This is a genomic window from Hyphomicrobium sp., from assembly GCF_036833075.1.
In the GTDB taxonomy this organism is placed as follows: domain Bacteria; phylum Pseudomonadota; class Alphaproteobacteria; order Rhizobiales; family Hyphomicrobiaceae; genus Hyphomicrobium_C.
In genome coordinates this window covers 47390-69516 of sequence record NZ_DAITQL010000008.1, presented here as the reverse complement: position 1 = coordinate 69516, position 22127 = coordinate 47390, and the positions used below count along the sequence as shown (strand labels likewise).

At 67.7% G+C, this 22127-nt stretch carries 26 protein-coding genes; 15 read left to right on the top strand and 11 right to left on the bottom strand.

All coding sequences use genetic code 11. From position 1 onward, the window contains the following. Positions 1-87 precede the first annotated feature (87 nt). Both V7082_RS04370 and V7082_RS04365 read left to right on the top strand, forming a co-directional pair. A complete protein-coding gene (locus V7082_RS04370) occupies positions 88-507 on the top strand; it encodes a metallopeptidase family protein (RefSeq protein WP_334146397.1) in 420 nt (139 codons plus the stop codon). Positions 508-727: 220 nt separating this feature from the next. Further along, complete coding sequence (locus V7082_RS04365; RefSeq protein ID WP_334146396.1) at positions 728-1204, top strand: hypothetical protein; 477 nt, start codon at positions 728-730, stop codon at positions 1202-1204. A gap of 114 nt (positions 1205-1318) precedes the next feature. Here V7082_RS04365 and V7082_RS04360 read toward each other — a convergent pair whose 3' ends face one another. Next, on the bottom strand, positions 1319-1483 hold the full coding sequence (locus V7082_RS04360; protein WP_334146395.1) for a hypothetical protein: 165 nt from the start codon (positions 1481-1483) through the stop codon (positions 1319-1321). Positions 1484-1687: 204 nt separating this feature from the next. Here V7082_RS04360 and V7082_RS04355 point away from each other — a divergent pair, with 204 nt between their 5' ends. The 4 genes from V7082_RS04355 (at position 1688) to V7082_RS04340 (ending at position 4349) form a co-directional block, all read left to right on the top strand. Beyond that, positions 1688-2122 carry a hypothetical protein gene (locus tag V7082_RS04355; protein ID WP_334146394.1) on the top strand — a complete coding sequence of 145 codons (435 nt, stop codon included), beginning with the start codon at positions 1688-1690 and terminating at the stop codon, positions 2120-2122. Between the two features lie 20 nt (positions 2123-2142). Next, positions 2143-2748 carry a 3-isopropylmalate dehydratase small subunit gene (gene leuD / locus V7082_RS04350; RefSeq protein WP_334146393.1) on the top strand — a complete coding sequence of 202 codons (606 nt, stop codon included), beginning with the start codon at positions 2143-2145 and terminating at the stop codon, positions 2746-2748. 120 nt (positions 2749-2868) lie between these two features. After that, positions 2869-3921, top strand: coding sequence for a D-alanyl-D-alanine carboxypeptidase family protein (locus V7082_RS04345; RefSeq protein WP_334146392.1), 1053 nt, complete (start codon positions 2869-2871; stop codon positions 3919-3921). A 206-nt stretch (positions 3922-4127) separates the two neighbouring features. Further along, entirely contained in the window at positions 4128-4349 is a 222-nt protein-coding gene (locus tag V7082_RS04340) for a hypothetical protein (RefSeq protein WP_334146391.1), read from the top strand. A gap of 24 nt (positions 4350-4373) precedes the next feature. On the opposite strand, the gene V7082_RS04335 is transcribed toward V7082_RS04340, so the two are convergent. The 3 genes from V7082_RS04335 to V7082_RS04325 are packed head-to-tail and all read right to left on the bottom strand — an operon-like array spanning position 4374 to position 7305. Next, the gene (locus V7082_RS04335; protein WP_334146390.1) at positions 4374-5117 is read right to left on the bottom strand and encodes a LutC/YkgG family protein; all 744 of its coding nucleotides are present in this window, start codon (positions 5115-5117) and stop codon (positions 4374-4376) included. Beyond that, positions 5114-6538: a lactate utilization protein B gene (locus tag V7082_RS04330; protein WP_334146389.1), complete on the bottom strand. Its 1425-nt coding sequence runs from the start codon at positions 6536-6538 to the stop codon at positions 5114-5116. Before V7082_RS04330 ends, V7082_RS04335 begins: the two co-directional genes overlap by 4 nt. Next, positions 6535-7305, bottom strand: coding sequence for a (Fe-S)-binding protein (locus tag V7082_RS04325; RefSeq protein WP_334146388.1), 771 nt, complete (start codon positions 7303-7305; stop codon positions 6535-6537). The genes V7082_RS04330 and V7082_RS04325 overlap by 4 nt, the downstream gene beginning before the upstream one ends. A gap of 329 nt (positions 7306-7634) precedes the next feature. On the opposite strand from V7082_RS04325, the gene V7082_RS04320 reads away from it, so the two are divergent. Genes V7082_RS04320 through V7082_RS04305 form a run of 4 tightly spaced genes read left to right on the top strand, consistent with a single transcriptional unit; the run spans position 7635 to position 12695 of the window. Next, entirely contained in the window at positions 7635-9149 is a 1515-nt protein-coding gene (locus V7082_RS04320; protein WP_334146406.1) for an FAD-linked oxidase C-terminal domain-containing protein, read from the top strand. 22 nt (positions 9150-9171) lie between these two features. Next, on the top strand, positions 9172-10392 hold the full coding sequence (locus V7082_RS04315; RefSeq protein ID WP_334146387.1) for an FAD-binding protein: 1221 nt from the start codon (positions 9172-9174) through the stop codon (positions 10390-10392). 49 nt (positions 10393-10441) lie between these two features. Continuing rightward, entirely contained in the window at positions 10442-11815 is a 1374-nt protein-coding gene (glcF, locus tag V7082_RS04310; protein WP_334146386.1) for a glycolate oxidase subunit GlcF, read from the top strand. 43 nt (positions 11816-11858) lie between these two features. Beyond that, complete coding sequence (locus V7082_RS04305; protein WP_334146385.1) at positions 11859-12695, top strand: metallophosphoesterase; 837 nt, start codon at positions 11859-11861, stop codon at positions 12693-12695. A 77-nt stretch (positions 12696-12772) separates the two neighbouring features. Here V7082_RS04305 and mepA read toward each other — a convergent pair whose 3' ends face one another. Beyond that, positions 12773-14059, bottom strand: coding sequence for a penicillin-insensitive murein endopeptidase (gene mepA, locus V7082_RS04300; RefSeq protein WP_334146384.1), 1287 nt, complete (start codon positions 14057-14059; stop codon positions 12773-12775). A gap of 107 nt (positions 14060-14166) precedes the next feature. On the opposite strand from mepA, the gene V7082_RS04295 reads away from it, so the two are divergent. Beyond that, complete coding sequence (locus V7082_RS04295) at positions 14167-14805, top strand: alpha/beta hydrolase family protein (RefSeq protein WP_334146383.1); 639 nt, start codon at positions 14167-14169, stop codon at positions 14803-14805. A gap of 61 nt (positions 14806-14866) precedes the next feature. Here the strand turns inward: V7082_RS04295 and V7082_RS04290 are convergent, their stop codons facing one another. Next, on the bottom strand, positions 14867-15280 hold the full coding sequence (locus tag V7082_RS04290) for a tellurite resistance TerB family protein (protein ID WP_334146382.1): 414 nt from the start codon (positions 15278-15280) through the stop codon (positions 14867-14869). A 57-nt stretch (positions 15281-15337) separates the two neighbouring features. Further along, entirely contained in the window at positions 15338-16342 is a 1005-nt protein-coding gene (locus V7082_RS04285) for an alpha/beta fold hydrolase (RefSeq protein ID WP_334146381.1), read from the bottom strand. A 312-nt stretch (positions 16343-16654) separates the two neighbouring features. Here V7082_RS04285 and folE point away from each other — a divergent pair, with 312 nt between their 5' ends. From folE to V7082_RS04270, 3 genes are all read left to right on the top strand, one after another. Further along, positions 16655-17269 carry a GTP cyclohydrolase I FolE gene (folE, locus tag V7082_RS04280; protein ID WP_334146405.1) on the top strand — a complete coding sequence of 205 codons (615 nt, stop codon included), beginning with the start codon at positions 16655-16657 and terminating at the stop codon, positions 17267-17269. 68 nt (positions 17270-17337) lie between these two features. Continuing rightward, positions 17338-18156, top strand: coding sequence for an SDR family oxidoreductase (locus tag V7082_RS04275; RefSeq protein WP_334146380.1), 819 nt, complete (start codon positions 17338-17340; stop codon positions 18154-18156). A gap of 229 nt (positions 18157-18385) precedes the next feature. After that, the gene (locus V7082_RS04270) at positions 18386-18802 is read left to right on the top strand and encodes a universal stress protein (RefSeq protein ID WP_334146379.1); all 417 of its coding nucleotides are present in this window, start codon (positions 18386-18388) and stop codon (positions 18800-18802) included. On the opposite strand, the gene truA is transcribed toward V7082_RS04270, so the two are convergent. From truA to def, 4 genes are all read right to left on the bottom strand, one after another. After that, entirely contained in the window at positions 18799-19539 is a 741-nt protein-coding gene (truA, locus tag V7082_RS04265) for a tRNA pseudouridine(38-40) synthase TruA (protein WP_334146378.1), read from the bottom strand. The genes V7082_RS04270 and truA overlap by 4 nt on opposite strands. A gap of 66 nt (positions 19540-19605) precedes the next feature. After that, positions 19606-19857: a hypothetical protein gene (locus V7082_RS04260; RefSeq protein ID WP_334146377.1), complete on the bottom strand. Its 252-nt coding sequence runs from the start codon at positions 19855-19857 to the stop codon at positions 19606-19608. Positions 19858-19945: 88 nt separating this feature from the next. Continuing rightward, positions 19946-20896 (bottom strand): methionyl-tRNA formyltransferase, encoded by a 951-nt coding sequence (gene fmt, locus V7082_RS04255; RefSeq protein WP_334146376.1) that lies wholly within the window; start codon positions 20894-20896, stop codon positions 19946-19948. A gap of 54 nt (positions 20897-20950) precedes the next feature. Then, a complete protein-coding gene (gene def / locus V7082_RS04250; RefSeq protein ID WP_334146404.1) occupies positions 20951-21469 on the bottom strand; it encodes a peptide deformylase in 519 nt (172 codons plus the stop codon). A gap of 175 nt (positions 21470-21644) precedes the next feature. On the opposite strand from def, the gene V7082_RS04245 reads away from it, so the two are divergent. Next, positions 21645-22124, top strand: coding sequence for an ATP-dependent zinc protease family protein (locus tag V7082_RS04245; RefSeq protein ID WP_334146403.1), 480 nt, complete (start codon positions 21645-21647; stop codon positions 22122-22124). Positions 22125-22127: the final 3 nt, after the last annotated feature.

Below are 22127 nucleotides of genomic sequence, written 5' to 3'. Positions count from 1 at the left end.
ACCTCTCTTGAACGGGCAGGTTGAACGGGTGGGGCCGAAGCGCCTATCTCTTCCGTTCGCACACTCAACGCGGCGGGGAGAGCACGGATGGCGGCGAATGCGATCGATTGGAAGGCGGCGGCCCCGCCTTCGCTCGATGACTTCGAGGTGATGGCGGCCCAGGCCTGGGAGCGGATCCAGCCCGAGTTCCGCGAGGTCTGCGACGATCTCGTGATCCGCGTCGAGGATTTCGCGCTCGACGAGGTGCTCGACGAGCTCGGCATCGACAGCCCGTTCGACCTCATGGGTCTCTATCAAGGCCTCTCTCTCGACAAGAAGAGCGTGCTCGATGCGCCGCGCGAGCCCGACATGGTGTTCCTCTACCGGCGCGCCATCCTCGATTACTGGACGGAATCCGGGGAGCCGCTGGGCGAGATCGTCACGCACGTGCTGGTGCACGAGATCGGACATCATTTCGGCTTCTCCGACGACGATATGGAGGACATCGAGACGGAGGCGGTGACGTAGGTTCCGGCGAAATACGTAGGGCTACGGCAAAACAGTCACAGTGTCAGCCCATTGCCGGGCGAGGCACGCGCCTGAGCAAATCTTAACTTTTGCTGGGCATGTTGAGGCTGCTAAGGTTTCTCCGGGACGCGTGCGGGTGTCGCGTAGAGGTGCTGATTTGACGTCGGTCTGGGGTCCGGCAATTCCAACTCTCTTGCGAACGGTTCTCGGCGTCTTGCTGATGGCATGGGCGCTTCAGCCGGGTCATGCCGTTGCGGACGACGTGCCGACGCCCGAGGACTATGCCGAGCATGTCGGGGGCGACGCGCACGTGCTGGCGCCCGGCGAGCTCAAGCTCGACGGTCGCAAGCAGATCTGCGGCCAGCGCCCGACCGTCATCGACAGCCAGCTCGACGATTACGGCGCCGCCTATCCCGGGTTCCTGATCCTCAATCCGAGGCTGCTCGCCAAGGTTTCGACGCCCGTCAAGCTCTGGATCTTCGCGCACGAGTGCGGACATCAGTTCCGTGGGCCCGACGAGGAGACGGCCGATTGCTTCGCCGTGCAGCGCGGGCGGCGCCAGGGCTGGCTTGACGAAGCGGGCCTCGAGGAGATCTGCACGTTCATTTCGCCCGCCAAGGGCGATGGCATGCACTTCGCGGGCTCGCACCGCTGCGCCTATATGCGCCAGTGCTTCGCCGATCCGTCGATCCGCTAGCGGACCGGCTATCAGAGCGTTCTGACAGGTAGAGAACTCGTATTAGATTGGGCGCGGCACGTGCGCCGCGTGCCTGCGTGAGCGCGCGCCGAATACCTCTCAGGACGCCCGCAGTCAATACAGGTAGACGACCGCGATGACGGTGACGAGGCCCCACACGCACATGTTCACGAACGAGCGGATGATGCCGCCATCCTCCTCGAGGGTGATGCCGAGGCGGCGGCGAACGAGATCGCCCGGGGCGAGGAAGATGCGCACAACCCAATCGAGCAGGAACATGACGGGGCCTTTTTAAAAGATGTATATTTGGTGCTTATTTTGCGCCCAGGGCATATCCCTGTCAATCCACGCGTGGACGCACCCACTGCGGCGATGACGCCGCAAGGCGGACACGCGAGGATAGTGCCGGGCGCGTGTTATCCCCGTGCGGTGGCGCTGGCTTAGGGTCGTCAGGAGCCCGATCAGCCTCAGCGGCGGCCGTCCATGCAGATCCTGGAGTATCCCAAGCGGCTCCTTTCCATTGCCGAGACGATCAACCGGTGGGCCGGCGCGCTGGCGGCGCTGGACCGCACGCGGCGCGCCAAGGTCGCGCGCTATGCTCTCTCCATCGCCGATACGCTGGGCCGGGCGGCCCGTTTCTCGGCGCGGTTGGCGGCGGCGCCGGACGACAGGGTGGCCGAGCGCGGCGTGATCCGCGAATTCGGCCGCATAACGGGCTACCTCGAAACTCTGGTCGGCGTGCTGCAGCACCATCTTGACGGACGAAAGCTTGCTGGCGTTAAAAGGCGGCTGGATGAGCTCGGTCCGAGCCGGACGCCGGGCGGGCGCGAGCCGCAGCAGTCGGCGAAGATCCGGGTCGACCGCCTGCTGGCGGCCGAGGGCTACTTCCGGGCGCTGGCCGACAGCCTGCGTGTCTGAAAATTCAGGAACAGGTTCATATGCAGAAGTTTACCAGGCTCACGGGCGTCGCTGCTCCGTTTCCGCTCCGCAACGTGGATACGGACATGATCATCCCGAAGCAGTTCCTGAAGACGATCAAACGCACGGGACTCGGCAAGGCGCTGTTCTACGAGCTGCGCTACGACCAGGACGGCCAGGAGAACCCCGACTTCGTGCTCAACAAGCCGGCCTACCGAAAGGCCGAGATCCTGGTCGCGGGCGAGAACTTCGGCTGTGGCTCCTCGCGCGAGCATGCGCCCTGGGCGCTTCTGGATTTCGGGTTCCGCTGCGTGATCGCGCCCGATTTCGCCGACATCTTCTACAACAACTGCTTCCAGAACGGCATCCTGGCGATCAAGCTGCCGCAGGAGCAGGTGAACAAGCTCATGGACGATGCGGAGCGCGGCGCGAACGCGACACTCTCCATCGATCTCGAGGCCCAGGAAATCCGCGGTCCGGACGGCGGCGTCATCGGCTTCGACATCGATCCCTTCCGCAAGCATTGCCTGCTCAACGGATTGGACAACATCGGTCTGACGCTGGAAAAAGAGCAAGCGATCAAGGCGTTCGAAAGCCGCGATGCCGTCGCGCGGCCGTGGGCGTAGCGTCCTAAGCCCGCCGGCGCTGCGGTTTTTCGGCATCGGCGGCGTCTCGGCGAGGAATTGCGACCGGCGCGGTGACGATGTAAAGGTGCCGGGATGGTTTCGGCATTGTGCGGAGCAGCGATGCGCGCCAGATTCTTCTCTGCTGCCGTAGCGGCGCTCAGTGTGGCGCTGATGATCTCTGCCGGCCGGCCTGCGCTTGCCGGCGGTCCGGCGCTGGTTTTCGACCCGGCGGACGGCCGCGTGCTCTACGCGGAGGACGCCGACGATCATTGGCATCCCGCGTCGCTCACCAAGATCATGACGGCCTATCTGACGTTCGAAGCGCTGAAGAGCGGGAAGCTCACGCTCGAGCAACGCATCCCCTACAGCGCGCGCGCCCAGAGCCAGCCGCCGAGCAAGCTCGGGCTCAATCTCACCGCGACGCTCACCGTCGATCAGGCGCTCAAGGCGCTGATCATCAAGTCGGCGAACGATGTGGCGATCATGCTGGCGGAGGCGATCGGCGGCTCGCAATCGGAGTTTGTGGCGCTCATGAACCAGACCGCGCGGCGGCTCGGCATGACGCGTACGACGTTCGTCAACCCGAACGGCCTGCCGGCGTTCGAGCAGGTGACGACGGCGCGCGACCTCGCCAGGCTCGCCCGCGCGGTAATCAAGGACTATCCCGAATACGGCGCCTACTGGTCGATGTTCGATGCCCAGATCGGCAAGATCCGGATCGGCACGCACAACGGGCTCCTGCGCACGTTCGACGGCGCGGACGGCATGAAGACGGGGTTCATCTGCGATTCCGGCTTCAACGTGGTCGCGAGCGCCACGCGCGACGGGCGGAGGATCATGGCGGTGGTGCTCGGCGAGGCGTCGGGCAAGCAGAGGACCGTCCGCGCGGCGAACCTTCTCGAGCACGGGTTCGAGAGCTACGGCTGGAAGCAGCTCTTCAATCATTCGGACAGCATCGACACGATGCCCATTGCGGCCGACGCGAAGCCGGTGACGAGCGTGCGCGCGGCCGTGCTCTCGTTCGAATGCGGGACAGGTGTGCGCCGCAAGAAGCCGGCCAAGACCCGCCCCAAGAAACCGCAATCGGTCGATGCCGCGATCGAGCAGAAGGCCAACGGGGCGGGGGATGCGAAGGTCGACGCGGCGTCCGGTCCGTCTCCGTCCGCGGAATAACGCCGCCGGCACCGCTCCCAGGCTGGGACAGCGGGTGTGCCCTCCGCCCGCTCGACGTGTCGAAAATGGGACGCCTCAGGCCGTCCCGGGGCGTGTCCAAGGGACCCGGCGCTGTTTTTTGCGGTTTTTTCGGGCTCTAGCCGCGACAGGCGGGTTGGCGTCGATCTTGCTCCTCCAAGGCCAATTGCTGGCTTCCCGAGGATCCCATGCCCCGCTCGCGCCGAAAAAAGGATACCGTAACGACGCTCGAGGACGCGGAACTGATGGCCGTCGTCCTCGAAGGCCGGCATGGCGTGTTTGCGGCGGAGGTCGCCGATTTCTTCGCCCTGCTGCACAACCAACTCGGCGATGCGTCCCGCTCGCGGGCCTGGGGGGGCGTCGCGCGGTCGGTGCGCCGGCGCGAGCACGACCGGCTGGGGGTCGCCTAAGCGCTTAGAGCGTGATCTTTTTTCTCAACCGTAAAGAATGACCGCGAGACGGCGAGGGCCGTGGGCGCCTCTGACGCTCAGCCCGCCGATGTCGCTGGTACGCGAGGGGCTCGAGACGAGATTGACCGCGCGCGGAAACCGCCCGGGTGCGATGGCGGCCCCGAGGCGCGCGAACGCGTCCTCGAAAGCGGCGGCGAGGTCGGCGCGCGCCAACGCGACGATATGCAACTCGGGCAGGAAGGCCAGCGACGCCGGGTTTGCGGCCCCCGATGTCAGGATCAGCGTCCCGGTCTCCGCTGCCGCGCCCCAGGCGTGGGAGAGCGCGGCGGTGCCATCGCCGAGCGTCTGATCGAGGCTCCAGCGCGCCGGTGCGATCGTGTCCGGCCAGGGGAGCGCGGCGAGACGCTCATCATCGCCGATGACGAAGCGCCATTTTTCTCCGCATGTCGTCGGAGTCGTGTCTCCGATCCGTCCCTGCTCCTCCCCGGCCCGGGGAGAGGATCCGGGAGGTGTGCCTCCGAGAAGTTGTTCGATTGCGGCGGGGATGTCCGCACGGCCGGCTACCCTCATGACCGTGGCGCCCTGGCCTTCGAGGCAGGCGGTGAAGCGAGCCTCGCGCTCTTCTTCCGCGAGACGGGCGAAGGCGGGCCGCGGGTGGCGCGGTGGATGGGCGAGGCGCTCGGCGACCGCCTGCGCCCGGGCGGCCGTGGCGCCGCGCTGCGGGCTCAGCGCCGCCCTCACGCGGGCGATCATGGTCGACCGGCTCATTGCGGCGTCCTCTTCTGGTGTTCGGCCCAGAGCTTTTGGAACGTGCGGCCCTGGGGGGCCGGAAAGTCGCGGCTTGCCGTCCAGCCGCCGGCGAAGGGAAGCCACCGGAACGCGCCCTCGGTGCGGCCGGACGCGGCCAGAACGGCCATGCCGAGGCGCGCCGCCAGGTGATAGAGCCGCGGCCGCCGGGCGAGGAAACTCCAGGCCGCGAGCATCGTCCGCTCCCAACGGCCCGCGCCCGATGCGAGGCTTTTGACGCGCCAGGAACGCAAAAGGCGGGTGATCGGGATCTTGACCGGGCAGACCTCCTCGCATTTCCCGCAGAAGGTCGAGGCGGCCGCGAGGTCGCGCGTGCTGTCGATGCCGAGAAAGGCCGGTGTCACCACGGCGCCGATGGGTCCGGCATAGACCCACCCGTAGGCGTGGCCGCCGATGGCATTGTAGATCGGGCAATGGTTGAGGCAGGCGCCGCAGCGAATGCAGCGCAAGGCTTCGCCGAGGCCGCCTTTGAGCATCTCGGTGCGGCCGTTGTCGACGATGACGATGTGGCACTCGGCGGGGCCGTCCGGGTCGCCGGGGGCTTTCGGGCCGGTGAGCAGGCTCGTGTAGGCGGTCATGTCCTGGCCGGTCGCCGAGCGCGCGAGAACGCGCAGCAGCGTCGCGAGATCGGCCAGCGTCGGCACCACCTTGTCGATCGCGGCGAGGACGATGTGGGTGCGCGGAAGCTGGGAGGAGAGGTCGCCGTTGCCTTCGTTGGTGACGATCACCGCCGACCCCGTCTCGGCGACCAGGAAGTTGGCGCCCGTGATGCCGATGTCGGCGTCAAGGAAGCGCGCGCGCAGGACGGCGCGCGCCTCCGCCACGAGCAGCTCCGGCGTGTCGAGCGTGCGGCCCGGGTCCAGGTGGGCGTGCCGGCTCCGGAAATCGGCCTCCACCTGATCCTGGCTCAGGTGGATCGCAGGCGCGATGATGTGGCTCGGCGTCTCGCCGCGGATCTGCAACAGGTATTCGCCGAGATCGCTTTCGAAGATCTCCATGCCGAGCTTTTCGAGGAACGCATTGAGCGCGATCTCTTCGGAGACCATCGACTTACCCTTGGCGATGCGGCGTGCGCCGCGCTCGAGCGCGAGGTGGGCGATGATCGTCCGCGCTTCCGCCGCGTCCGCCGCCCAATGGACGCGGCTGCCGGCCGCCTCGGCCTTGGCGGCGAAGGCGTCGAGGTAGAGGTCGAGGTGGGCCAGCGTGTGATCGCGGATGTCGCGGGCTGCGTTGCGTAGCGCCTCGAACTCGGGAACGCGGGCCTTGGCGGCTGTGCGCTGGGCGACGAGCCCGCCGGGCAGGCCGCGGAGGGCCTTGGCGAGCCTCTCGTCGGCGAGCGCCTGCCGCGCTCCGGCCTTGAATGCCCCGGTCGCGGGCGTCATGGCCGGTTGCCCGCGCTGCCCCAGGCGATGGGAGGATCGTCGAGGGCGCCGGCCAGCACCTCCGCCACGTGGCGGCAGGGAAGCGTCTCGCCGGTCCGCTTCAGGCGGCCGGCGAGGTTCATCAGACAGCCGAGATCGCCGCCGGTCACGAGGTCCGGCGCGGGGACCTTCAGGTCCTCGATCTTGCGGTCGGCGACGGCGGTGGAGATCTCCGGGTACTTGACCGAGAACAGGCCGCCGAAGCCGCAGCAGGGCGAGACCTCCGGCGCCTCCACCAGCTCGAGCCCGGCGACGGACGCGAGCAGACGGCGCGGCTCGTCGCGGATGCCGAGCTCGCGCAGGCCCGAGCAGGCGTCGTGGTGCGCGACCCGCCCCTCGAAGCGGGCCCCGGTCGCGGCCATGCCGCGCACGTTGACGAGAAAGGCAGTGAGCTCGTGCACGCGCTCGGCGAAGGCTTTGATCGCGAACTCGGTCGCGCCGCGGCCCTTGAAGAGTGCGGGATAGTGGATGCGCAGCATGGCCGCGCAGGAGCCCGACGGAGCGACGACGAAATCGCAGCCGTCGAAGCTTCGCATCGTCTGCAAGGCGAGGTCGCGGGCGATGTCGGCATCGCCCGCGTTGTAGGCGGGCTGGCCGCAGCACGTCTGGCGGCGGGGCACGACCACCGCGCAGCCCGCGCTCTCGATCAGGTGCGCGGCCGCGAACCCGACGGAGGGCCGCATCAGATCGATAAGGCAGGTGACGAAAAGCCCGACACGCGGCTTCAAGGCGCACTCATGGGTTTCAGGCGATCATGGGTTCTCTAGGCGGATCGCACGAGCCTAGCCGCAGAAACGCCGATCCGCCACCGGATCGCGGCGGGGCGAAGGCGAACCGGCCGGTACGAACGCCGTCGCTCGTCTGTTGCCGCCTTCCGCGCGTCGTGCGAGACTCCTGGTCCGAGCGTGCGGACGAGAAGGCCGGTGCTCGAACGGTGCGTTTCAGCCGCTTCCCGGTCGCGTTCCAGTTGCCGTTCGTCTATGTACGTCGCCAGCAAGGGGCCGGCTTCGTCTCCGGCGCCGCCCCCACAAGAACAGGAAGCGAGAGGACAGGACGCATGCCGTCGATCGTGCTGCCCACTCCCGACCCCGCCATCGTCGCGCGGCGGGACGAGATCGTGCGTGATCTCGTGGCGATCTGCGGCGCCGATACCGTGATCTCGGACGAGGACGGGCGGCGGGCCTTCGAGACCGACGCGCTCACGGCCTATCGGCGCATGCCGCTCGCGGTGGTGCTGCCGACGTCGACGGAGGGCGTGTCCGCCGTTCTCAAATATGCGAAGGCAAACGGGATCCGGGTGGTGCCGCGCGGCGCAGGGACCTCGCTCTGCGGCGGGGCGTTGCCGCTCGAGGATGCCATCGTGGTCGGCATCTCGAAGATGAACCGGGTGCTCGAGATCGACTTCAACAACCGGTTCGCGCGCGTCGAAGCCGGGATCACCAACCTCGCCATCTCGGGCGCCGTGGCGCCGGAGGGCTTCTTCTACGCGCCCGATCCGTCGAGCCAGCTCGCGTGCACGCTCGCCGGCAATCTGGCCATGAACTCGGGCGGCGCGCACTGCCTCAAGTACGGCGTGACGACGAACAACGTGCTCGGCGTCAAGATGGTGACGATCGACGGCGAGATCCTCGAGATCGGCGGCTCGCATCTCGATGCCGAGGGCTACGACCTCCTGGCGCTCATCGTCGGCTCGGAGGGCCAGTTCGGCCTCATCACGGAGGCAACGGTGCGCATCCTGCGCGCGGCCGAGGGTGCACGCCCGATGATGATCGGCTTCGAATCCTCGGCCAAGGCCGGCATCTGCGTGGCGCATATCATCGCCTCGGGCATCATCCCGGTGGCGATCGAGTTCATGGACAAGCCGGCGATCGAGGTCTGCGAAGCCTTTGCCAAGGCAGGGTATCCGACGAACGTCGAGGCGCTGCTGATCATCGAGGTCGAGGGGTCGGAGCAGGAGATCGCCGACCGGCTGGCCTACATCGCCTCGATCGCGCACGAGCTCAATCCCGCGGCTCTCCTCGTCAGCGGGTCGGAGGCGCAGAGCGCGAAGATCTGGAAGGGCCGCAAGGCGGCGTTCGGCGCCATCGGCCGCATCTCGGACTATTACTGCATGGACGGCACCATTCCGCTCGCGCATCTGCCGCACGTGCTGGATGAGATCGCGGAGATCTGCCGCCGCTCGGGGCTCCGGGTGGCCAATATCTTCCATGCCGGGGACGGCAATCTGCATCCGCTCGTCATGTACGACGCGAACACGCCCGGCGAGACGGAGAAGGCCGAGGCTGCGGGCGCCGAGATCCTCAAGCTCTGCGTGTCCGTCGGCGGATGCCTCACCGGCGAGCATGGCGTCGGCATCGAGAAGCGCGACCTCATGACGGCCCAGTTCACCGAGGAAGATCTGGCGGTGCAGCTGCGCATCAAGTCCGTGTTCGATCCCGAGTGGCTCCTGAACTGGGGCAAGGTCTTTCCGCTGGAGGTGGTCGAGGCGGCCCTGGCTAGGGATGCGGCCGAGGCGCGGCAGGGCTCGTCCGGCATGGGCCCGTCCGGCGTGGGCCCGGCCGAGGCGGCATGAGGCGGCCCGAGGAGCAGTTTCCATGAACGACATCATGCGCCCTGCGACTGAGTGGGAGCTGAAGAGCATGATGGCGGCGCTCGCCGAGCGCGGCGTGCCGGTCGAGATCCTCGGCGCGGGCTCCAAGCGCGGCGTGGGACGGCCGGTGGGGGCGCCGGTTGCGCTCACCACGGGCGCCATGCGCGGCATCTCCCTCTACGAGCCGGCCGAGCTCGTGATGAGCGCGCGCGCGGGGACGCCGCTCGCGCAGATCGAGGTGGAGCTGGCCGCGCGCGGCCAGATGCTGCCGTTCGAGCCGATCGATCTCGGGCCGGCGCTCGGAGGCGACGCGGGCGTGCAGACCATCGGGGCGGTGTTCGCCGCGAACCTCTCCGGCGCGCGCCGGATCGCTGCGGGAGCCGCGCGCGACTATCTGCTCGGCGTGCGCGGCGTCAACGGCCGGGCCGAGATCTTCAAATCCGGCGGCCGCGTGATGAAGAACGTGACCGGCTTCGACGTGGCGCGCGGGCTCGCCGGAAGTTGGGGAACGCTCGCGGTGCTCTCGGAGGTGACGTTCAAGGTGCTGCCGCTGCCCGACGACGTGGCGACGCTCGTCTATCCCGATCTTACGGACGACCTCGCCATCGAGCTCATGAGCGCGTCGCTCGGCCAACCCTACGAGGTGTCGGGGACGGTGCATCTTACGCCGGCGCTCGCCGCCCGCCTCAGGCACAAGGGGCTCGCCGGGGAGACACGGAGCCTGACGGCCATCCGGCTCGAGAACTTCACCCGCTCCATCTCCTACCGCAAAGAGAAGCTCAAGGACCTGCTTTCGGCCTACGGCGCGCCGCTCGAGCTCGATCTCGAAGCCTCGCTGGCGTTCTGGGGCGAGATGCGGCAGTTGTCGTTCTTTCCGCCGAACGGGACGCACCTCTGGCGCGTCTCCACGACGCCGAGCGTGGCGGCTTCGCTCGTGGCCGCCGTGCGGCGGCACATGCGGCTCGAAGCGTTCTACGACTGGTCGGGGGGGCTCGTCTGGCTCGAGACGCCGGCTTCGGCGGATGCCGGCAGCGCGGATGTCCGCCGCGCCGTGGCGACGCACGGGGGACACGCTACGCTGATCCGCGCCGACGAGGCGGTGCGCCGCGCGGTCGAGGTGTTTCAGCCGCTGGTGCCCGCCGTCGACCGGATCACACGCGGTCTCAAGGCCGCGTTCGACCCGATGAACCTGCTCAACCCCGGGCGCATGTACGCGACGATGTAGGAACTCCGGCCCCGGGCTTCCGGCCCGCGATACGAGAAAACGAGCGCCAATGCAGACCAACTTCGCTCCCGAGCAGCTTCAGGATCCGCGCATCGCGGAAGCGGACAGGATCCTCAAGCGCTGCGTGCATTGCGGCCTCTGCACGGCGGTGTGTCCGACCTATCTCGTGCTCGGCGATGAGCGCGACAGCCCGCGCGGCCGCATCTACCTCATCAAGGACATGCTGGAGCGCGGGAGAGACCCGGCGCCGACGACCCAGGTCCGCCATCACATCGACCGCTGCCTCACCTGTCTCTCGTGCATGACGACGTGCCCGAGCGGCGTCGACTACATGCACCTCGTCGACATCGCGCGCGCGGAGCTCGAGGAGCGCACCACGCGCAGCTTCAAGGAGCGCGCGCTGCGCAATCTCCTGGCCTCCGTCATCCCCTATCCGCGCCGCTTCCGGCTGGCGCTCAGGGCGGCGCCGCTGGCCCGTCCATTCATCCCTCTCCTCGAGCGTGCCGGGCTCAAGGAGGTGGCGGCGATGCTGGCGCTCGTGCCGTCGTCGATCGCCACGCGGGACGCGCGCTTCAGCGGCGCCGGCACGGCGGTGACGCACAGCGAGCGGCGCGCGCGGGTGATCCTGATGACGGGCTGCGTGCAGCAGGTGCTGAGGCCCGACATCAACGATTCGACGATCCGGCTGCTCGCGCGGCGCGGGGTGGACGTGACCGTTGCCAACGGCGCCGGCTGCTGCGGCGGCGTCGTCCAGCACATGGGAAAGGAGGGCGAGGCGGTCGCGTTCGCGCGGCGCAACATCGATGCCTGGTGGAAGGAGATCGACCGCGGCGAGATCGACGCCATCATCATCAACGCCTCCGGATGCGGGACGACCGTGAAGGATTACGGCCATCTCCTTCGCGACGATCCGGACTATGCCGATCGGGCCGCGGCGGTGTCGCGCCTTGCCCGGGACGTGTCGGAATTCCTGCAGGACTACGCGCTCGGTGCGCCCGAGCGCTGGTCCTCGATCCGCGTCGCTTATCATTCGGCGTGCTCGCTGCAGCACGGGCAGCGCATCCACGACGAGCCGCGCGCGCTCCTGAAGCAAGCCGGCTTCGGCGTGGCGGATGTGCCCGAAAGTCACATTTGCTGCGGGTCTGCCGGCACCTACAACATCCTGCAGCCGGAGATCGCGGGCCAGCTCAGGAAGCGCAAGATCGACAACATCCGCTCGACGCGGGCCGATGTCGTCGCCGCCGGCAATATCGGCTGCATTGCCCAGCTCGGCCCCGGTCTCGATATTCCCGTCGTGCATACGGTCGAGCTTCTCGACTGGGCCTACGGCGGGCCCGTGCCGGCCGGTCTCGAGCATCTCGATGCGTTCGTGACCGATGTGCCGAAGCCCAAACGGGCCGTCGAGGATTTCATTGAAACCTAGCCGTCATGCGCCGGACATTTGCGCTCCACCAGATCACCCACCGATGAGCAGATTCGATCTCCAGGATGAAGAGTTGGCCCGTTGCGACCGGCGGGACGAGCGCGGTCCGTTCGACTTCATCGGCGATGTGCACGGCTGCGCCGGGGAGCTCGAGGCGCTTCTGATCAAGCTTGGCTACGACGTTGCGTGGCGCGGCACGCGGGCGGACGCTTATGTCACGGTGACGCCGCCTGCCGGGCGGCGCGCGGTGTTCGTTGGCGATCTCGTCGACCGGGGCCCGCGTGCGCCGGACGTACTGCGCATCGTCATGAGCATGGTCGAGGCCGGCGTCGGATTCGCGGTGCCCGGCAACCATGACGTGAAGTTCCAGCGCTGGCTCGACGGCAAGGACGTCAAGCCGACGCACGGGATGGACCGCACCATCGCGCAGTTCGATCCTCAGCCGAAGGCGTTCCGCGGCGCCGTGCGCAGCTTCTTCCGGACGCTGCCGATCTACCTGTGGTTTGACGCGGGGGCGATTGCGGTGGCGCATGCGGGGATCAAGGAGGAGATGCTGGGGCGCGCCTCGGGGGACGTGCGCCGCTTCTGCCTCTACGGCGAGACCTCGGGCGAGACGGACAAGTTCGGCTTGCCGATCCGCTATCATTGGGCGGCGGAGTACACGGGCCGCACGACGATCGTCTACGGGCACACGCCGGTGCCGGATGCGGAGTGGGTGCACACCACGCTCTGCATCGATACGGGCTGCTGCTTCGGCGGCAAACTCACGGCCCTGCGCTGGCCGGAGCGGGAGATCGTGACGGTGCCGGCGGGGGACATCTACACCATGCCGGTGCGGCCGTTCGGCCATCCGCCGCCGCGGCCCGGTGTGGTGGCGTAGGGGGATGGAGAGGCTACGCCGGTCGCGCGCCCTAGCCCGTCCGCTACGCGCATAACGCTCTCAAGCAGAAAAGAGGGTCAGTTGGCGGTGGCCTTGGCGGGAGCGGCCTTTGCGTCGGGCGGCGCGGGGGCGGCGGTGCGGACCGTGACGTCCTTCTCGGGGCCCGCGTCCTTGCTCTTGTCGACGAGCGTCCTGGGTACGGTCGGAGGCACGTTGCCGCCGGCCGTGAGCACGGCCCGGCACTCGGCCGGCAGGTCGGCAAGCGTCATCTCGGGCTTCGGCGGCTGGGGTTTGGCCGGCTTCGACGGCTTCGGCTTCGTTTCCGCAGTCGGCGGCTTCTTGGGTTTCGGTGCCACCCGCTTCAGCCAATCGGTGAGCTCGGCGCCGCAGGTGTCGCCGCCTGGAATCGGAGGCTGGTGCTTGCAGTTTGCCGATCCGCTCGGGCAGGCCATGCGGATGTGGAAATGATAGTAGTGCCCGAAATAGGGGCGCACCTTGTTCAGCCAGCCCTTGTCCTTCGTCTCCGCTTCGCAGAGCGCCTTCTTAAGCGCGGGATGGACGAGGATACGCTCGACCTTCGCGTACGATGCCGCGCGCTTGATCAGCTTGAACTGGCCTTCGCCCCAGACCTTGGGGTCCACCTCGCCGGCGTTCTTCAGCATCGATACGGCCGACATATCCTCGCGCTCGCGGCGCGTCAGCTGGCGATCCGGCATCGGTGTCAGCCAGATGTCGGCGTCGAGGCCGACCTGATGGCTGGCGTGGCCTGAGATCATCGGCCCGCCGCGCGGTTGCGACATGTCGCCGACGAGCAGGCCCGGCCATTCCTTTTTGGCGGTGCTCTCGCGCGCCAGGCGCTCGATCAGCGCGACAAGTTCCGGGTGGCCCCAGTTGCGGTTGCGCGAGAGGCGCATGACCTGCCAGCCCGGCCCGTCCACGGCGATCGGCTTGCCGCCCGCGAGGCAGCCCTTGGCGTACCAGCCGACCGCGCGCGCCGCGAGGGGTGCCGGCGACGTCACGCTGCCGAAGAGCTGCTTTGCCGTCATGACCGGCTTCGTCTTGGCGCTGTCCTCGCCCTTGGCGTCTTTCGCGGCGGCCGGTTTTGCTGCCGCTTTCGCGGGCGTGCTCTCCGCCGGGCGCTGGGCCGGCTGCGGCAGCGGCGGGACGATGGCATCCTTCTGCGCCGCCTGCTTTGCGGCCGCTTCGGCGGTTGCGGCTGCGGGGCCCTGCCAGGAGTGGGTAGGCGCGACCGCAGTCGCGGCAGCGGCCGCACCGTCCCCCTCCGCGGCAATGGATCGCGCGGCCAGGGGGATCAGCAGCCCGACGAGCGCCAACCCGGTCATGGTGTGTGAGATGAGGGCCATGAGTCCCGCAGCAAATCAGTTGACGCATCTTAGCGCGGGGCGGGGTCAAATTGTGACCTTGCCGCCCGATCGCCGACAAAACGCGTCCAAAGGTATACAAAACGCCGATGACGGCTTTTCTTTCCGTGGGGCCGGTGAGGGCCGAGACGACGCTGCTGCTGGCCCCGGGCGCCGGCGCGCCGATGACAAGTCCCTGGATGGAGCGGGTTTCCGCGCTCCTCGCGGACGCAGGCCTCCGCGTCCGGCGCTTCGATTTCGGCTACATGACGGCGCGGCTTCAAGGCTCGCGGCGCCCGCCGCCAAAGGCCGAGGCGCTCATCGGAGAGTACACGGCCGCAGTCGAGGGCGCGCTCGCGACGATGTGCGGCGGAAGGCTTCTGATCGGCGGCAAGTCGCTCGGCGGGCGGGTTGCGAGTCTCGCTGCGCAACCGCTGTTCGACGCGGGGCGGATCGCGGGGCTCGTCTCTCTCGGATACCCGTTTCACCCGCCGAAGAGACCCGAGCAGCTTCGCACGCGCCATCTCCGAACCCTCACCTGTCCGACGTTGATCGTTCAGGGCGAGCGGGATCCGTTCGGCGGGCCGGCCGAGGTTGCGGGGTATGGACTCGCGCCTGCCATCTCCGTGCATTGGGCGACCGACGGCGACCATGATCTCGCGCCGCGCAAAAGCTCCGGGGCGACGCTGGAGGGCAATCTCGCCGACGCCGTACGTGCGATCGTCCGTTTTGCGGACCGGCTGGGGTGAAGGTCGTGCGCCGCGCGTGGCGGCGCGGCGCGACGCGCTGTCTGCGTGGCCATGACGACTGTCAGGCGCGCTGGTGGCGGGCGCGGGCACCGCGTTCCAGGGCGGCGCAGGCCGGCCCGTCGAGACCGAGTGCCGTGGCGAGCAGCCCCAGGAAGCGCGTCTCGTTGGCGTGCACCGCGAGATCCGATGCCGCGACCTCGGCGCAGAGGACATAGGCCGTCTCGTAGAGGCGCGGGGGCAGGCTGGTCTTGACGATCGCGAGCACGCGCTCGACGCCGTTCGGTGTCTTCAGCAGGGCGCCACACTGTTGTGCGGTGTCGGCGAGCCAGTTGCGCGTGAAGTCGTGGAACGGTGGCAGCTCGTGGACGATGGAGCCGATGCGGTCCAGCTCCTCCACGGAGATCGTGTGATCGGCGGCCGAGACCGTGACCATGGCGTAGATCAGCGCCTCGGGCGGCGAGATGCGGTCCGTCATGCGTTCGTCTTTTCCCTGCGGCAAGCGGCCTTCATGTGTCGGTTTGCAGCGGCGGATTCAAGGCGCGGGAAGGCGGCCAAGCTCGGCCAGGAGAGCGGCGTTGAACTCGCCGGGCTCCTCGATGTGCGGGGCGTGGCCAAGCTTCGGGAAGGTGACGAGGCGCGCGTTCGGGATGCGCCTTTCCGCGTCGCGGGCCAGCTCCGGATAGCGGCCGAGCGTGGCGGCGATCTCGGGCGGGGCGCGGTCCTTGCCGATGGCCGTCGTGTCGCGCTCGCCGATCATGAGCACGGTCGGCACCGAGAGGCGCGGGAACTCGTGGACGACCGGCTGCCAGAAGATCATGTCGGAGGCGCGGGCCTGCGAAAGGGCGGTGCGCTCGCGGTCGGGGCCAGCGTACATCGAGGCCAGCATGTCGACCCAGCGGTCGAACTCGGGACGCCAGCGGCCGTCGTAGTAGGTCTTCTGCTGGTAGGACCTGATGGCGGATGCGTTGGTCTTGCGCTCGCCTTCGAGCAAGGCGTCGATGGTGCGCCCGGGCACGCCCTTTGCGCTCCAGTCCTCGAGGCCGATCGGGTTGACGAGCACGAGCGCCGACGTGTCGTCGGGGAAGCTCAGCGCATAGCGGACCGCCAGCATGCCGCCCATCGAGTGGCCGACGAGGATCGGGCGGGTGATGCCGATCTCTCCGAGCAGAGACCGGGTGTTGGCGGCGAGCTGGTGAAAGCTCATCTGGTAGGTGGCGGGCTTGGTCGATTTGCAGAAGCCCACCTGGTCGGGGACGATCACGCGGTAGCCCGCCGCGGCGAGCGGCCCGATGACGCCTTCCCAGGTGGCGCCGCAGAAGTTCTTGCCATGCAGGAGGACGACCGTTCTGCCGTTCCCGGCGGCGCCGGACGGCGCGACGTCCATGTAGGCCATGGAGAGGGCCTGGCCCTGGGAGGCGAAGCTGTAGCGGCTCACCGGATAAGGGTAATCGAAGGCGCTCAGCATGGAATCGGCGCCGGCGTCCCCGGCGCCGATGACCAGCATGGCTGCGGCGCATGCGGCGTGTCGCCACTGCATTGAATGCGATTGCCTTGTCATGAGCGCTCCCGTGCCATATGGCGTCGCTATGGCGGCGTGCAAGGGCTTCATCGCGTTCCCATTAATCATGGCGCCCGGATGAAGCGTTCTTCCCTTCCCTACCCCGCCCACTATGTTAAGGGAAAGGCTTGGCTCCTTTTCCGACGGCCTTCTCCTCGCACGGTGGTTTCCCGCAAGATCGCCTGATCCGAGGCTCGGCCCGAACCGTACCGATAGCGGACGTTTCGAAGGCTGAGACGGCCCTTTTTTCCGAGGCTCATGAAGGTTCACGCGATGGCGCAATCGCCCCCGATGACGAACAAGCTGATCAAGGTTTCCGAGGCCGAGGCGGTTCGCGCCGTGACGGCACCCACGCGCGAGGAGGCGGAGGCTGCGGTACGCACGCTCCTCAGGTGGGCGGGCGACGATCCGGCGCGCGACGGCCTGATCGAGACGCCGAAACGCGTGGTGAAAGCTTTCCAGGAGTATTTCCGCGGCTATCAGGACGATCCCGAGGCGATCCTGCAGAAGACCTTCGAGGAGACCGAGGGCTACGATGAGATGATCGTGCTGCGCGGCATTCGCTTCGAAAGCCATTGCGAGCATCATTTGGCGCCGATCATCGGCAGGGCCTGGGTCGGATATATCCCGAACGGCCGGGTGGTCGGCATCTCGAAGCTGGCGCGCGTCGTCGAGGTTTATGCCAAGCGGCTTCAGATCCAGGAGAAGATGACGGCGCAGATCGCCAACGCCATCGAGACTGCGCTCAAGCCGCAGGGTGTCGCGGTGGTGATCAAGGCCGAGCATCACTGCATGACGACGCGCGGCATCCACAAGCCGGGGACGGACATGGTGACGAGCCGCATGCTCGGGATCTTCCGCGACCGCGCGATCACGCGACAGGAATTCCTGTCGATGATCGACTGATCCCATCGTTGCGTTCAACCGCACGCCGGGCTGGACCGCCCGGCGGCTTTATTTTGTGGAACGGGGTTTTGAGTACCGGAAAGACCGTCCTTATCACCGGGGCCTCGAGCGGCATCGGCCGGGCCACGGCGGAACTGTTCGCCTCCAAGGGCTGGAACGTCGCGGCGACGATGCGCACGCCCGAGACAAACGACCTCGGAAGCGTCTCCGACCGCATCGCGCTGTTCCGGCTCGACGTGACGGATCAGGGCTCCGTCGATGCGGCGGTCCGCGATGCGCTCGCCCGGTTCGGCGCCATCGATGTCGTCGTCAACAACGCGGGCTACGGCCTGATCGGGCCGTTCGAGGCGCAGACGGACGCGCAGATCCGCAAGCAGTTCGAATGCAACCTGTTCGGGGTGTTCAACGTGACGCGGGCTGTGCTGCCGCACATGCGCGCGCGCCAGCAGGGCCGCATCGTCAACGTGGGATCTGCCGCGGGGCGCATGACCCTGCCGCTCTATTCCATGTACAGCGCGACGAAGTGGGCGCTCGAGGGGTTCTCCGAGGGGCTCTGGCTCGAGCTTCGCCAGCATAACATCAAGGTTAAGATCATCGAGCCCGGCATGATCCGGACCGACTTCTTCGATCGCTCGCGCGAGATTGCGAAAAAGCCGGGGCTCACCGGCTACGATACGTTCGTCGACGGAGTGATGCCGAACATCAAAGCATGGGAGGAGGCGGGTGCGGAGCCGGAGATGGTTGCGCGCAGCATCTGGCGCGCCTCGACGGGTTTCTGGCCGCGGCTGCGCTATCAGCCGAACGCGAGGCTCGCGGTCTGGCCGCGCGGCTGGGTGCCGGGGCACCTTTATGTCCGCCTGATCCGCCGGCTCTTCAACGCGTGGTAGGCCTCGGGAGCGCGATTATTTTCCTTTCAATCAAATATTTTCCTTTCAATCAAACCATGCTCTAAGTTTTCCACGAGGCCCAGGAGCGAGGCTTCGGATGGGTCCGAAGCGACGTGGTCCGGGGGATGGGCCGGTACGCTTTCGCGGCCTAGGATTGATCTACGTCAATGTCAGCAGGGCCTTAGCGCTGTGAAACTTTCTTTCATGAACAAAACAACATGGGTGGAACATGACTAAAATTCTCTGCGCGATCGACGATACCGAGCACAGCCTCCCGGCCATCGACACCGCCGTCAAGATTGCCGACGCGTTCAAGGGTGAGCTGACGATCCTGATCGTCAACCAGCTCGTCGGCGGATACGGCCGCGGCGGTGCGGCGACGCTGGTCTGGACCGAGAGCGAAGTCGCAAGCGCGCTTTCGAAGGCTGCCGCCGAAGCGGAGAAGGAAGGCGCCACCAACGTCAGGCTGGTGGACGTGGAGAGCCGCGACCTGGTGCAGGCGATCATCGGTTACGCAGAGCAGAACGATATCAATCACATCGTGGTCGGAACGGGTGGCAAGGGCGCCGTGTCGCGCCTGATGCTGGGCTCGGTATCGCGCGACGTGGTGGCACGCGCGCATTGCCCGGTGACGGTGGCGCGCTAGCTGTAGTCCACAGCCATGAGATAAAGGCCAGCGGCCGGGGCAACCGGGCCGCAGGCCGTCCGGTCGCGTGCTTCGAGCGCGGCGCTGAGGTCGTCGCTCGTCCATTTGCCGTCGCCGACGCGTTTCAGGCTGCCGACCATGGATCGCACCTGATTGTGCAGGAACGAACGGGCTGAGGCCGTGATGCGGATCTCGTCGCCCTCCTGCGAGACGTCGAGCCGGTCGAGCGTGCGCACGGGCGATTTCGCCTGGCACTGGGCGGCGCGAAAGGTCGTGAAGTCGTGGCGGCCGACGAGCACGGCGGCGGCGTCGCGCATGGCGTCGAAATCGATCGCACGCGGTATCCACCAGACGCGGTTGCGTTCGAGCGCCGGAGGGGCGCGGCGCGCGAGGATACGATAAAGGTAATGGCGCCGGGTGGCGCTGAAGCGCGCGTCGAAGCCGGCCGGCGCGCCCGAGCAGGCCAGTACGACGACCGGCCTGGGCTTCAGGTAGAAGTTGAGGCCGTCGCGCAGCGTGTCGGGCGACCATTCCTTTTCGAGATCGACATGGGCGACCTGGCCGCGGGCGTGCACGCCGGCGTCGGTGCGGCCGGCGCCGCGCACACCCGGGGTTTCGCCGGTGAGCTTTGCGATCGCGGCTTCGAGCGCGCCCTGCACGGAAGCGCCGTCGGGCTGGACTTGCCAGCCGACGAACGGCGTGCCGTCGTATTCGATAGTCAGGCGATAGCGGGGCATGGCTTCAGACCGTTGAAGGACGGCCCCTGCCTAGCTTTTCCGGCGCAACACCTCAAGGGTGCGGGATCAGCGGCGATCGCGGACCAGCGGCACGCCGGGCTCGAAGACGTTGAGGCTCATAGGCGTGCGGTTGCCGGGATTGACGATCACGTGTCCATCCGCAGGCAGCGGACGGAAGACGCGGACGCCATGCTCGACGGTCACGGTCGCCCCATAGATGTTGTAGGGAAGGATGCGGGTCGTCGTAGGCTCCTCGGCCGCCGCGGAGGCGATGGTGAGAAGAAGGGCTACGGCTGAGGCGGCGAGCGTGCGGGTCATGGAGCGCTCCAAGCGGGTTTTGCCGCGACTTTAGGAGAGAACACCGCTGGTTTAGGGCGCGTTCACTCGGGATGCTTACCCGGGATGCTTAATCGCCGCCGCGCCGGCCGATGCGGGTGCCGCGGGGCAGGGCGAAGCCGCGCAGCAACTCCTCAGCCGTCATGGTGCGTTTGCCGGCACGCTGGATTTCGACGAGGCGGATTGCGCCTTCTCCGCAGGCGATCGTGAGCGCATCGTCGAGGATCTCGCCGGGCGGGCCGCTTCCTCGACCGAGCGCCGTGCGCAGGACCTTGATGCGCTCGGGCTTGCCGCCGGGCGGTGCGACCTCGAACCAGGCGCCGGGAAAGGGCGAGAGGCCGCGGATATGATTGTGAACCTCGGCGGCCGGCTTTGTGAAATCGATCCCGGTCTGGCTCTTGTCGATCTTGGCGGCGTAGGTCACGCCCTCGGCGGACTGGGGCACGGCGCGGAAGGTGCCATCCGCGAGTGAGCGGAGCGCGGCGACGATGAGATCGGCGCCGCGTCTCGCCAGCGTGTCGTGAAGCTCGCCCGCCGTCGTGTCGGGGCCGATGGGAACGGTTTTGCTCAGCCCGACGGGCCCGGTGTCGAGACCTTCCTCCATGCGCATGACCATGACGGCGGTCTCCGTGTCGCCGGCCATGATGGCGCGCTGGATCGGCGCGGCGCCGCGCCAGCGGGGGAGCGCCGAGGCATGGACGTTGAAGCAGCCGAGGCGCGGCGCGGCGAGCACGGCCTTGGGCAGGATCAACCCGTAGGCGATGACGACGGCGGCGTCGGCCTTGAGATCGGCGAAGAGCGTCTGCTGCTCGGGCTCCCTGAGGGAGCGCGGCGTGCGCACGGGAATGGCGAGTGCAGCCGCCTTCGCGTGGACGGGTGAGGGGCGCTCGGCGAGACCGCGTCCGGCCGGCCGGGGCGGCTGAGAATAGACCGCCAGCACGTCATGGCCCGCGCCATGGATCGCCTCCAGGGCCGGCACCGAGAAGTCGGGGGTTCCCATGAACACGATGCGAAGCGACATCGGCAGCCTCCGGCATTCCGGTGAGAGGTCCATCAGCTTTTCGGGCAGGCGGCGTCAGGCGGAGGTTTCGCGCGCGGCCTTCTTGAACTTGCGCACGATCCTGTCGCGCTGCAAGCGCGACAGGAAATCGATGATCAGCTTGCCGTTCAGGTGGTCGATCTCGTGCTGGAGCGCGGTCGCGAGGAGACCGTCGGCTGCAAGCTCCTGCGGCTTGCCGGCGCGGTCGATGTAGCCGATGACAAGGCGTGCGGGGCGCTCGATCTCGATCCGGAAGTCCGGGATCGAGAGGCAGCCTTCCTCGTGGATGTGGGTTTCGTCACTGTCGATCTTCAGGATCTCGGGATTGAACAGCGTAAGCGGGTTCGGCGTATCGTCCTCGTCGGCGACGTCGAGCACGATCAGGCGCTTCGGCACGCCGACCTGCACGGCGGCGAGGCCGACCCCGGGGGCGTCGTACATGGTTTCCAGCATGTCGTCGGCAAGCTTCAGAAGCTCCGCGTCGACGCGCTCGACAGGGGCGGATTCCTTGCGCAGCAGGGGTTCGGGCAAGGTGACGATCGGAAGTATGGACATGGCCTTGAAATAGGGAAGTCGGAGGGAGCGGTCAATGCGGTGCGGGACGCCGCCCATGTGCGCCCTCAGCGACCGTCGAGGCTACGTATGATTACCAGGGATCAAGAAACCGTCTGCATTCGTTACCAACTCTATTGTAACATTATGTAATAGTGCGGAGAGTTTTCGCTTGCCGATGCCGGTGCCGATGAAGCACGACCGCCAACCTCTGATCCTCGGCCGGCGCGAATGGGTCGCCTTGCCGGAGCTCGGGCTGTTCGCCATCAAGGCGAAGGTCGACACGGGCGCGCGGACGTCGGCGCTGCATGCCGAGGACATCGAGACGCTCGGTCCGCCCTCCGCGCCGCGTGTGCGGTTTCTCGTTCGCCCTCTGCTGGAAGCGCCTGAGCTCGTCGTCCGGTGCGAAGCCGACCTCCTCGGCGCGCGCGACGTCATGAGCTCGAGCGGGGAGCGGGAGTGCCGCTACATCGTCAGGACGACGCTGCGTGTCGGCGGCCGTGCCTGGCCGATCGAGCTCGGGCTCACGAACCGGCATGGGCTCGCGCATCGCATGCTGCTGGGGCGGCAGGCCATCCAGCCGGGGATGCTGGTCGATCCCGCCCACTCGTTCCTGCTGCCCAAGCTCAGCACCCGGCTGTACAAAGCCCTGGCCTGAGGG

Bases quoted from the DNA above. Each gene is read 5' to 3' on its own strand.
- V7082_RS04370 (WP_334146397.1), top strand. From the start codon at position 88: ATGGCGGCGAATGCGATCGATTGGAAGGCGGCGGCCCCGCCTTCGCTC.
- V7082_RS04365 (WP_334146396.1), top strand. From the start codon at position 728: ATGGCATGGGCGCTTCAGCCGGGTCATGCCGTTGCGGACGACGTGCCG.
- V7082_RS04360 (WP_334146395.1), bottom strand. From the start codon at position 1,483: ATGTTCCTGCTCGATTGGGTTGTGCGCATCTTCCTCGCCCCGGGCGAT.
- V7082_RS04355 (WP_334146394.1), top strand. From the start codon at position 1,688: ATGCAGATCCTGGAGTATCCCAAGCGGCTCCTTTCCATTGCCGAGACG.
- leuD (WP_334146393.1), top strand. From the start codon at position 2,143: ATGCAGAAGTTTACCAGGCTCACGGGCGTCGCTGCTCCGTTTCCGCTC.
- V7082_RS04345 (WP_334146392.1), top strand. From the start codon at position 2,869: ATGCGCGCCAGATTCTTCTCTGCTGCCGTAGCGGCGCTCAGTGTGGCG.
- V7082_RS04340 (WP_334146391.1), top strand. From the start codon at position 4,128: ATGCCCCGCTCGCGCCGAAAAAAGGATACCGTAACGACGCTCGAGGAC.
- V7082_RS04335 (WP_334146390.1), bottom strand. From the start codon at position 5,117: ATGAGCCGGTCGACCATGATCGCCCGCGTGAGGGCGGCGCTGAGCCCG.
- V7082_RS04330 (WP_334146389.1), bottom strand. From the start codon at position 6,538: ATGACGCCCGCGACCGGGGCATTCAAGGCCGGAGCGCGGCAGGCGCTC.
- V7082_RS04320 (WP_334146406.1), top strand. From the start codon at position 7,635: ATGCCGTCGATCGTGCTGCCCACTCCCGACCCCGCCATCGTCGCGCGG.
- V7082_RS04315 (WP_334146387.1), top strand. From the start codon at position 9,172: ATGAACGACATCATGCGCCCTGCGACTGAGTGGGAGCTGAAGAGCATG.
- glcF (WP_334146386.1), top strand. From the start codon at position 10,442: ATGCAGACCAACTTCGCTCCCGAGCAGCTTCAGGATCCGCGCATCGCG.
- V7082_RS04305 (WP_334146385.1), top strand. From the start codon at position 11,859: ATGAGCAGATTCGATCTCCAGGATGAAGAGTTGGCCCGTTGCGACCGG.
- mepA (WP_334146384.1), bottom strand. From the start codon at position 14,059: ATGGCCCTCATCTCACACACCATGACCGGGTTGGCGCTCGTCGGGCTG.
- V7082_RS04295 (WP_334146383.1), top strand. From the start codon at position 14,167: ATGACGGCTTTTCTTTCCGTGGGGCCGGTGAGGGCCGAGACGACGCTG.
- V7082_RS04290 (WP_334146382.1), bottom strand. From the start codon at position 15,280: ATGACGGACCGCATCTCGCCGCCCGAGGCGCTGATCTACGCCATGGTC.
- V7082_RS04285 (WP_334146381.1), bottom strand. From the start codon at position 16,342: ATGCAGTGGCGACACGCCGCATGCGCCGCAGCCATGCTGGTCATCGGC.
- folE (WP_334146405.1), top strand. From the start codon at position 16,655: ATGACGAACAAGCTGATCAAGGTTTCCGAGGCCGAGGCGGTTCGCGCC.
- V7082_RS04270 (WP_334146379.1), top strand. From the start codon at position 18,386: ATGACTAAAATTCTCTGCGCGATCGACGATACCGAGCACAGCCTCCCG.
- truA (WP_334146378.1), bottom strand. From the start codon at position 19,539: ATGCCCCGCTATCGCCTGACTATCGAATACGACGGCACGCCGTTCGTC.
- V7082_RS04260 (WP_334146377.1), bottom strand. From the start codon at position 19,857: ATGACCCGCACGCTCGCCGCCTCAGCCGTAGCCCTTCTTCTCACCATC.
- fmt (WP_334146376.1), bottom strand. From the start codon at position 20,896: ATGTCGCTTCGCATCGTGTTCATGGGAACCCCCGACTTCTCGGTGCCG.
- def (WP_334146404.1), bottom strand. From the start codon at position 21,469: ATGTCCATACTTCCGATCGTCACCTTGCCCGAACCCCTGCTGCGCAAG.
- V7082_RS04245 (WP_334146403.1), top strand. From the start codon at position 21,645: ATGCCGGTGCCGATGAAGCACGACCGCCAACCTCTGATCCTCGGCCGG.